This is a genomic window from Novosphingobium sp. B-7, assembly GCF_000410615.1.
In the GTDB taxonomy this organism is placed as follows: domain Bacteria; phylum Pseudomonadota; class Alphaproteobacteria; order Sphingomonadales; family Sphingomonadaceae; genus Novosphingobium; species Novosphingobium capsulatum.
On the sequence record NZ_APCQ01000307.1, the window covers coordinates 1 to 9456 of the forward strand.

A 9456-nucleotide genomic window follows, 5' to 3' on the forward strand; every position below is an offset into this window, starting at 1 on the left:
GGCGCGCAGCGGCAGTGCCGGGCCGCTGGTGTGGTTTGCCCGCTTTGCGCAGATGACGCCGATGGCCAGCGCAGACGTGGCAGCCTGGCTGGCGCGCGAAAGCGCCGGGCAGGGCAGCGGCGGCCGGCTGGGGCCGCTAGGCCCGACGCATTCAACCGGCGGCTATGCCCGCGCCTTTGCCCAGGTGCAGGAAGCGATCCGCAGCGGCGATATCTATCAGGCCAACCTGACGTTCCAGTTGGCCGGTTCCTGGCAGGGTGATCCGCTGGCGATCTATGCCGCGCTGCGTGGTGATGCGCTGGCCGGGCATGGCGCCGTCTTGTGGGATGGATCGCACTGGCATCTCTCGGTCTCGCCCGAGCTGTTTTTCGAATGGCGCGGCGATCGTGTGACCGTGCGCCCGATGAAAGGCACGGCGCCGCGCGGCGCCACTCCGCAGGAAGATGCCGCGCTCAAGGCCGCGCTCGCTGCCAATCCCAAGGATCGCGCTGAAAACCTGATGATCGTTGACCTGATGCGCAACGATCTGTCGCGCGTGGCCGTGCCCGGCACGGTCAAGGTGCGCGATGCCTTTGCCGTGGAAAGCTATCCCACCGTGCACCAGATGGTCACCACAGTGACCGCGCAGATGCAGCCCGGCGTGGCCGTGGCCGATGTGTTGCGCGCCATCTTTCCCTGCGGATCGATCACCGGCGCGCCCAAGATTCGCGCGATGGAGTGGATCGACATAGCCGAACGCGATGCGCGGGGACTCTATTGCGGGTCGATCGGCTTTGTCGATGTGCCCGACACTGCGGCGCCTGATCGCGGTGATGCGCCGGGGGCTGGCAGCGCGGCGTTCAATGTGGCAATCCGCACCGTGCGCCTGGTGCCAGACCATCCCGGCGCGGCCGGCGGGCGGGCGACCATGGGGGTCGGCTCGGCCGTGGTCGCGGATTCCGTCATGATGGGCGAATGGCGCGAATGCGTGGTAAAGGGGAATTTCTTGCGCCTGAACGCCGGCAGTGCCGATCTGATCGAGACCATGGCCTTTGATCCGACGGCGGGGATCCCGCTGCTGGAGCGGCATCTCGAGCGGATGAAGCAAAGTGCGCAGGCATTGGGCTTTGCGTTCGATCGCCATGCCTTGCGCAACGCCATCCATGCGCTGTGTTTCGATCTCGATGCCCCGGCCAAGGTGCGCCTGGTGGTGGCGCGCAGCGGCGCCCATGCGCTGGAGGCAGCGCCGCTGCCGCCTGCCTTTGCTGGGCCGGTTACCTGCGCCGTGCTGCCCCTGCCGGTCAGCACCGGCGACTGGCGCCTGCGCCACAAGACCACCGATCGCGGCTTTTACGAGGCCGGCCTCAAGGCGGCGCGTGGTGTTGGCGCGAAGGAAGCCCTGTTGCGCCGCGACGATGGGCTGATCACCGAAGGCTGCTTTACCTCCGTGTTCGTGGAGCGCGACGGCGTGCTCGTCACCCCGCCGGCCGATCTGGGCCTGCTGCCCGGTGTGCTGCGCGCGCAATTGCTGGAAGAAGGCCGCGCGGTGGAGGGCGAGGTTCGCCTGGAAGACCTGGCGCAGGGCTTTTTCCTGGGCAATGCGTTGCGCGGCCTGATGCCAGCGCGCCTCCTGGGCCAGGGCTGAGCCATCATGGACAGCCACGCCACCAGCGCCGCGCTGGGCCGCATCGCGCCTTCGCGCACCAATGCGATGACCGACCGCGCGATCGAACTGCGCGCCGCCGGGCGTGACATCATCTCGCTGTCGGTGGGGGAACCCGATTTCCCCACGCCGCCCCATGTGATCGCGGCGGCCAAGGCGGCGCTCGATACCGGGCAGACCCGCTATACCGCCGTGCCTGGCACCCTGGCCTTGCGTGAAGCAGCCGCTCTGCATTTCCAACGCGACCTTGGCCTTGCCGTGCCACCAAGCCAGGTGATCGTGACGGCAGGTGGCAAGCAGGCGATCTTCGAGGCGCTGCTTGCCACGCTCAATCCGGGTGATGAGGTGCTGATTCCCTCGCCTTGGTGGGTCAGCTATCCCGAAATCGTGCGCTTTGCCGGGGCCAGCGTGGTCGATCTGCCGACGCAGGCCAGCAGCGGGTTTCGCATCACGCCCGACCAACTCGCCAGCGCGATCACGCCCGCCACACGCTGGCTGCTGCTCAACAGCCCGGGCAATCCCACCGGGGCCACCTATCCGGCGGCGGAACTGCGCGCGCTGGGCGACGTGCTGCGCCGTTTCCCGCGCGTGCTGGTGCTGTCTGACGATATCTATGCCCCGCTGCGCTATGGCGGCGGGGCGCATGCCACGCTGGCAGTGGAATGCCCCGATCTGGCCGACCGCGTGTTGACGGTGTCGGGCGTTTCGAAAAGCCATGCGATGACCGGCTTTCGCATCGGGGTTTCGGCCGGGCCGGAATGGCTGATCAAGGCCATGGCCAAGCTGCAATCGCACAATTCGGGCAATCCCTGTTCGATCGCCCAGGCCGCCGCCACGGCGGCATTGGCCGGCCCGCAAGAATTTCTGGCCGATTGGCGCGAGCGTTTCCGCGCCCGGCGCGACAAGGTCGTCGCCGCGATCAACGCCATCCCCGGCCTGTCGACGCCAGTGCCCGATGGCGCGTTCTACTGCATGATCGATGCCGCGCCCTTGATGGAGCGCTTTGGTGATGACGAGGCGCTGGCCCTGCATCTGCTGGAACATGGCGTGGCGGTGGTGGCGGCCTCGGCGTTTGGCGGTGCGCAGGGCTTCCGCATCTCGTTTGCCGCCGATGATGCCGTGCTGGATGAAGCGCTGCGGCGCATTGCGGCGGCGCTGGCCTGAGGATTTACGCCCGCCGCGCTTGCCCGCCGGCGATTTCGCGCGCAAGGGGTGGGCATGATCGAAATCCCCATCCTGTTCGAAGACGGCGAAGCGCTGGTCATCGACAAGCCGGCCGGCCTGCCGCTCGACCGGCCGCGTGCCGGCGGCATCTCGCTGGAAGACCGTCTCGATGAATTGAAGCTCGGCTTCCAGCGCCTGCCCGCGCCGGTCCACCGGCTCGACCGCGACACCTCGGGCTGCCTGTTGCTCGCGCGCAATCCCAAGGCGCTCAAGCGCTTTTCCGCCGCGTTCGAAGCGCGCCAGGTGGAAAAGGTCTATTGGGGCGTGGTGGCTGGCGATGTCGAAGGAACGGCTGGCACCATCGCGCTCAATCTGTCCAAGATTTCCAGCGCCGCTGCCGGCTGGCGCATGATCGCGGCCAAGAAGGGCAAGCCCGCCGTCACCCACTGGCGCGTGCTGGCCCGGCTGCCGGGCCGCACCCTGGTGGAGTTTCGCCTTGAAACCGGCCGCACCCACCAGGTCCGCGTCCATGCGCTGACTGGCCTGGGTGCCCCGCTGCTGGGCGATCCGGTCTATGGCGATGGCAAGGGCGCGGCCCGCACTCTGCTCCACGCCACGCGGCTGGTGATGCCGCGTGAAGGCAAGGAGGCCATCGTGGCCGAAGCGCCGATCCCGGCCGATATTGCGGGCTTGGGCTTCACGCTGTGACCGACACTCCCGAGGCGATCGTGGCCCGTGCCATGGGCCTTGTGGAGGAAAGCTTCATCGCGGCTGCCGGGCCGGGCGGACAGAATGTCAACAAGGTGGCCACGGCGGTGCAACTGCGCATTAACGTGTTCGCCTTGCGCCTGGCCCCGCCGGTGTTTCACCGGCTCAAGGAACTGGCCGGCAGCAAGTTTACCGCTGGCGGCGAGATCGTGCTGACCGCGCGCCGCTTTCGCACGCAGGAAGCCAACCGCGAAGATGCCCGCGTCCGGCTGGCCGACCTGCTGCGCGACGCGTGCAAGCTGCCGGAAAAGCGCGCCAAGTCGCGCCTCAATCGCGTAGGCAAGGTGCAGCGCCTGCAAGGCAAGAAGATCCGCGGCGCGGTCAAGGCCGGCCGCGGCAAAGTCCGCCTGGATTAGGCGGACCGATCCTTCACACCATGTCCTGCGGCCGTACCAGGCGGTCGAACATGGCTGCGTCCACCAGGCCCAGCGCCAGCCCGGCCTCGCGCAAGGTCAGTCCCGCCGCATGGGCGTGCTTGGCGATCTTGGCGGCATTGTCATAGCCGATTTCGGGGGCCAGCGCCGTTACCAGCATCAGCGAGCGATCGACCAGTTCGGCAATGCGGCGCGTGTTGGGCTCGATCCCGTCGACACAGCGCACGGCAAAGCTTTCCATGCCCACGGCAAGCAAGTGAACCGAGCGCAGCACCGCCGCGCCGATCATCGGCTTGAACACGTTAAGTTCCAGATGCCCCTGCAGGCCGCCCAGCGTCACCGCCTGATGGTTGCCGATCACTTGCGCGGCCACCATGGTCAGCATCTCGCACTGCGTGGGATTGACCTTGCCGGGCATGATCGAACTGCCCGGTTCGTTGGCCGGCAGGTCAAGCTCGCCCAGGCCAGACCGCGGGCCTGACCCCAAGAGCCGGATATCGTTGGCAATCTTGGTCAGCGCCACGGCGAGCGTCGCCAGGGTGGCGGAAAACTGCACCAGGGCATCGTTGCTGGCTAGCGCTTCGAACCGGTTTGGCGCCGGGACAAAGGCATGGCCGGTAAGGTCGGCCAACTGAGCGGCCATCGCCTCGGCAAAGCCCTCTGGCGCATTGAGTCCGGTGCCCACCGCCGTGCCGCCCTGGGCGAGGCGCAGCAGGTGCTCCTCGGCATGGCGCAAGCGCTGATGGGCATCGCGCAATTGCTGGACATAGCCGGAAAATTCCTGCCCCAGCGTCAGCGGCGTGGCATCCTGCAGATGGGTGCGCCCGATCTTGACGATCCCGGCCCATTCGCGCGCTGCCGTGTCGAGCGATCCGGTCAGCAGGTCGAGGGCCGGGAGCAGTTCGCGGTTGAGCGCAACCACCGCTGCCACGTGTAGCGCGGTGGGAAAGCTGTCGTTCGACGATTGCCCGCGGTTCACATGGTCGTTGGGGTGCACCGGGCTCTTGCCGCCGCGCGTGCCGGCCAGTTCCTCGTTGGCGCGGCCGGCAATCACCTCGTTGACGTTCATGTTGCTCTGCGTGCCACTGCCGGTCTGCCAGATCACCAGCGGGAACTGGTCATCGTGATGGCCGACCACCACTTCGGCGGCGGCCTTTTCGATGGCATCGGCAAGCCGGGCATCGAGCCCATGGGCGCGGTTGACGCGGGCGGCAGCCTGCTTGACCAGGGCCAGGGCGTGGACGATGCCGATCGGCATGCGCTCGCCCGCGCCGAACGGGAAATTCTCGATCGAGCGCTGGGTCTGCGCGCCCCAATAGGCGGTATTGGGCACCGGGATCGTGCCGATGCTGTCGCTTTCGATGCGGGTGGTCATGCCGGGGTCCTTTCGCGGCGCCGGGGCGGCGTGGACCCCGGTGGTGTCAAAGTGGGCGGTGGGTTGTGGCGGCCTGGGCGCGGCGCTGGAGAAAGCGGGCTTCGACCGTGGGGCCGGCCTGTTCGGCCAGAAGGGACAGCGCGGCATGCAGGCCGCGCTCGGCCAGGCGATCCACCGCCTGGTCGGGCGCAATGCCCAACTCGCGCGCCAGATCGCGGATCGCGCGTGCCATCTCGATGAATTCCAGTTCGCTCTCGCGTGCCGCGCGCCATTCCGCCGAAGGGGAAAAGCTGTGGTGCATATCCATGCCGTTGCTCCTGCCGTTGTTGCCGGACAGAGGCTAGCAGTTGCCGGACGGGCAGGGCTTTAAGGGAGGGCATAGGCATAATGCGGAGGGGCTTAACCCAGCCGCACGGGCGAGGGATCGCCATGGAGCGCGATCAGGTCTGCGCGTGCCCTGGCCCTGGCCCGCAGGAATGCGCCCTCCACCGCGTCGGCGCTCTGCCCCGCCTGCCGCGCGATCATGGTTAGTGCGCTGGCAAGACCCTGCTCGACCATGGCGTCAAGCAAGGGGCGCGGATGCAGCGCGCGGTCGGCCGCCATCGCCTTGAGCGCGCGCACCGTTTCGGCAAATTCGAACGCGGTGAGGCGTGCGGATTCGTATTCCTCCTTGCGCTGCAGTGCGTTTCGCAGATCAAACGCCATGGCGGTCGCTCCTCTTGCACCCACACGATACTGTGCCAGATGGAGCCCGCCTTGACCCACGGCAAGTGTGCCGGGGCATTTTGGGGGTAGGAGCGGGGCATAGCCATGGGCACCAGTGAAATCTTCCTGATCGCGTTGACGATCATCCTGGCGGTGCCATGGCTGGTCTGGCGCGTGTTCAACCGTGATGATCATGCGCCGCTGGTGGTGGTGCAGATCGTCGGCGGCATCCTGCTCGGGCCGGGCGTGCTGGGCGCGCTTTATCCCGGCTATTACGCGTTCGTGTTCAATCCGCAGGTGATCGGCGCGCTCAACGGCGTGGCCTGGTGGGCGGTCAGCCTGTTCGTGTTCATCGCCGGGGTGGAACTCGATCTGGCCGATGCCTGGGGCAATGCCCGCGAAACCCTGATCACCGCCAGTTGCGCGCTGCTTACCCCGCTGCTGCTGGGCGCGGTGGCGGCGGCCGCGCTGCTCACCGTGCCGGGCTGGCTTGGCCCTAAGGGCACCTGGGGGCAGGGTGTTGCCGGCATCGGCATGGCCTGTGCCGTTACTGCGCTGCCGATCCTGGTGCTGCTGATGGAAAAGCTCGGCATCTTCCGCACGGCGCTGGGCCAGCGCCTGCTGCGCTATGCCAGCATGGACGATGTGGCGATCTGGGGCGTGCTGGCGCTGATCCTGCTGGATTGGCAGCGCATCGGGCGCCAGGGCCTGTTCCTGGTGGTGTTTGCCGTGGCGGCCTGGGGCGTGCGCCGGCTGATGGACCGTGTGCGTGAGGATGATCGCTGGCATATCGCACTGGTCTGGCTGGCGGCGGTGGGTTTTGCCGCCGATTGGTCGGGGCTGCATTTCATGGTGGGCGCGTTCCTGGCCGGTGCGGTGCTTGACGCGCGCTGGTTCGAGCAGGGGCGGCGCGACGCGTTCCGCCATTTCCTGCTGCTGGCGGTGATGCCGGTGTTCTTCCTGTCCACCGGCCTGCGCACGCAATGGGGCCAGGTCGGCGGGCTGGGCCTGGCCGCGGTGCTGGGCGCGGCGGTGTTGCTGCTCGTGGCTTCGGTGGCCGGCAAGCTGATCGGCGTGCACCTCGCTGGCCGCATCCTGGGCTGGAAAAAGGGCGAGGCCAGCGTGATCGGCTGGATGCTCCAGACCAAGGCGCTGATCATGATCATCTTCGTCAACGTCCTGCTCGACAAGAAGATCATCACGCCCGAAGCGTTTACGGCGCTGCTGCTGATGGCGGTGTTGAGCACGATGCTGACCATGCCGATCGTCCGGCCCAAACTCAAAGGGCTGGCGGCAGCAAATTCTTGACGGATTGCCGCTAGGACAGGGGCCATGGCCGATTTCCTTGTCCTGGCGGCACTGGCGTGCTGGCTGTTCTTCGTATTCTGCGTGTGGCGGGCGCTGTGCCTGTTCGGCACCTGGTGTCCTGCGCCGGCAATGGTCTGGCGCAGCGACTATAGCGAGGGCCAGCAGTCCGAGGATTTCTGGTCTTTGGGGATGACGATGTTCACCTCGCGCGGATGGAACTGGCGCGATGGCGACGATACCCGCTATATCGAGGACGAAATCCGCTTTCGCGACCAGGACGGGATCGAGCGGCGCGCCCTGGTGCATCGCTGGGTCCACCGCGGGTGGAAGCCAGCGGGCGCCTATACCGTGTGGTATGATCCGGCCGATCCCACGCGCGCCACTGTGCTCGGCCCGTTCACATGGGGCGCCTGGGGCCTGCTTTCGCTGGTGCTGCTGTTCGTGGTGGTGCAGATGATCAGGACGATCGGCCTGCCGCCGATGCTGGCGGGCCTGTTGGGCTAGCCCTTCTGCGTTAGGCGCTTGGGCTAGCCGGGTGCGCCCCTATCTGCCATAGGCGGCGGCGTGACTGCCGTTATGCCCGATCTTTCGCCCGATCTTGATGCCGCGCGCCAGCGCCTGGCGCAGGTTTTCGGCTTTTCCGGCTTTCGCGGGGTGCAGGACCAGGTGGTGGGCCGCGTGCTCGGCGGGCGATCCACCCTGGCGGTCATGCCCACTGGGGCGGGCAAGTCGCTTACCTATCAATTGCCGGCGGTGATGCTGCCGGGCACCTGCGTGGTGGTTTCGCCGCTGATCGCACTGATGCACGACCAGTTGCGCTCGGCCACGGCCAACGGCATCCGCGCTGCCGCGCTGACCAGCGTGGATACCGACCGCGAATGGACGATCGAGCGGTTCCGCAATGGCGAGCTCGACCTGCTCTATGTCGCGCCGGAACGCGCCAGCCAGCCGCATTTCCGCGAGCTGCTGGGCAAGGCGCCGCTGGCGCTGTTCGCGATCGACGAGGCGCACTGCGTTTCGGAATGGGGCCACGATTTCCGCCCCGATTACCGCCTGCTGCGCCCGATGATGGACGCGTTTCCCGATGTGCCGCGGCTGGCGCTGACGGCCACGGCCGATCGCCACACCCGCGCCGATATCCTCGAACAGCTGGGCATTCCCCACGATGGCCTGATCGTGGCCGGGTTCGATCGCCCCAACATCCAGTATCGCATCGCCCCGCGCGACAATCCGCTGCGCCAGTTGACCCGCTTCATTGCCGAAAATCCCGGCCCCGGCGTGGTCTATGCGCCCACCCGCGCACAGGTGGAAAAGCTGGCCGAGCAACTGGGCGAGACCGGCCGCAGCGTGCTGCCCTATCACGCCGGGCTGCCGGCTGAGACGCGCGCGGCCAACCAGGAAGCTTTCGTCACCAGCGAAGACATGGTGATCGTGGCAACGGTGGCCTTCGGCATGGGCATCGACAAGCCCGACGTGCGCTTCGTCGCCCATGCCGGCCTGCCCAAGTCGATCGAGGGCTATTACCAGGAAACCGGCCGTGCCGGGCGCGATGGCGATCCCTCGGTGGCGCTGCTGCTGTGGGGGGCAGACGATTTCGCCCGCGCGCGCCAGCGCCTGGCTGAAGTGGACGAAACCCGCCGCCAGGGCGAGCGCACCCGCCTCGATGCGCTGGCAGGCCTGGTTGAAACCCCGGCCTGCCGCCGCGCCGTGCTGTTGCGCCACTTTGGCGAAGACCCGCCGGCCTCGTGCGGCAATTGCGACAACTGCCTCGATCCGCCGGGCCTGACCGATGCCACCGAACTGGCGCAGAAGCTGCTGTCGGCGGTCTATCGCACCGGGCAAAGCTATGGCCTGGGCCACCTTGAAAAGGTACTCACCGGTGTGGCCGATGAACGGGTGACCGCGCGCGGCCATGATCAGCTTTCGGTGTTCGGCATCGTTCCGGCCGATCAGGCGCCCTTGCTCAAGGCGCTGGCGCGTGCACTCCAGGCGCGGGGCAGCCTGGTGCCGACCGAGCATGGCGGCCTGGCACTGGGCGGCGATGCGCGTGAAATCCTCAAAGGGCAGGCGCGGGTCGACGTGGTCCTGCCGCCGCTGCGCGAACGCGGCGGCAGCCGGCG

General features: G+C 67.6%; 10 protein-coding genes. 7 read left to right on the plus strand and 3 right to left on the minus strand.

What is annotated here, in order from left to right; genetic code table 11:
* The 4 genes from pabB to arfB all read left to right on the plus strand — a co-directional run.
* On the plus strand, positions 1-1624 hold a 1624-nt coding region (pabB, locus tag H926_RS0104085; protein ID WP_022675178.1), incomplete at its 5' end, for an aminodeoxychorismate synthase component I.
* A gap of 6 nt (positions 1625-1630) precedes the next feature.
* Positions 1631-2806, plus strand: a complete 1176-nt coding sequence (locus H926_RS0104090) for a pyridoxal phosphate-dependent aminotransferase (protein ID WP_022675179.1) — start codon at positions 1631-1633, stop codon at positions 2804-2806.
* Between the two features lie 54 nt (positions 2807-2860).
* A complete protein-coding gene (locus H926_RS0104095) occupies positions 2861-3514 on the plus strand; it encodes an RluA family pseudouridine synthase (protein ID WP_022675180.1) in 654 nt (217 codons plus the stop codon).
* A gap of 32 nt (positions 3515-3546) precedes the next feature.
* Positions 3547-3930: an alternative ribosome rescue aminoacyl-tRNA hydrolase ArfB gene (gene arfB / locus H926_RS0104100; protein WP_043607770.1), complete on the plus strand. Its 384-nt coding sequence runs from the start codon at positions 3547-3549 to the stop codon at positions 3928-3930.
* A gap of 13 nt (positions 3931-3943) precedes the next feature.
* Here the strand turns inward: arfB and fumC are convergent, their stop codons facing one another.
* The 3 genes from fumC to H926_RS0104115 all read right to left on the minus strand — a co-directional run bounded on the left by fumC (position 3944) and on the right by H926_RS0104115 (position 6028).
* Positions 3944-5323: a class II fumarate hydratase gene (fumC, locus tag H926_RS0104105; RefSeq protein WP_022675182.1), complete on the minus strand. Its 1380-nt coding sequence runs from the start codon at positions 5321-5323 to the stop codon at positions 3944-3946.
* 46 nt (positions 5324-5369) lie between these two features.
* Positions 5370-5630 (minus strand): hypothetical protein, encoded by a 261-nt coding sequence (locus H926_RS25520; RefSeq protein WP_022675183.1) that lies wholly within the window; start codon positions 5628-5630, stop codon positions 5370-5372.
* Between the two features lie 92 nt (positions 5631-5722).
* Positions 5723-6028, minus strand: coding sequence for a hypothetical protein (locus H926_RS0104115; protein WP_022675184.1), 306 nt, complete (start codon positions 6026-6028; stop codon positions 5723-5725).
* A 105-nt stretch (positions 6029-6133) separates the two neighbouring features.
* Here H926_RS0104115 and H926_RS0104120 point away from each other — a divergent pair, with 105 nt between their 5' ends.
* The 3 genes from H926_RS0104120 to H926_RS0104130 all read left to right on the plus strand — a co-directional run.
* Positions 6134-7336: a cation:proton antiporter gene (locus tag H926_RS0104120; protein WP_022675185.1), complete on the plus strand. Its 1203-nt coding sequence runs from the start codon at positions 6134-6136 to the stop codon at positions 7334-7336.
* Between the two features lie 24 nt (positions 7337-7360).
* A complete protein-coding gene (locus H926_RS0104125; protein WP_022675186.1) occupies positions 7361-7840 on the plus strand; it encodes a DUF3592 domain-containing protein in 480 nt (159 codons plus the stop codon).
* 72 nt (positions 7841-7912) lie between these two features.
* Positions 7913-9456: ATP-dependent DNA helicase RecQ (locus H926_RS0104130; RefSeq protein ID WP_022675187.1), on the plus strand; the 1544-nt coding region annotated here is incomplete at its 3' end.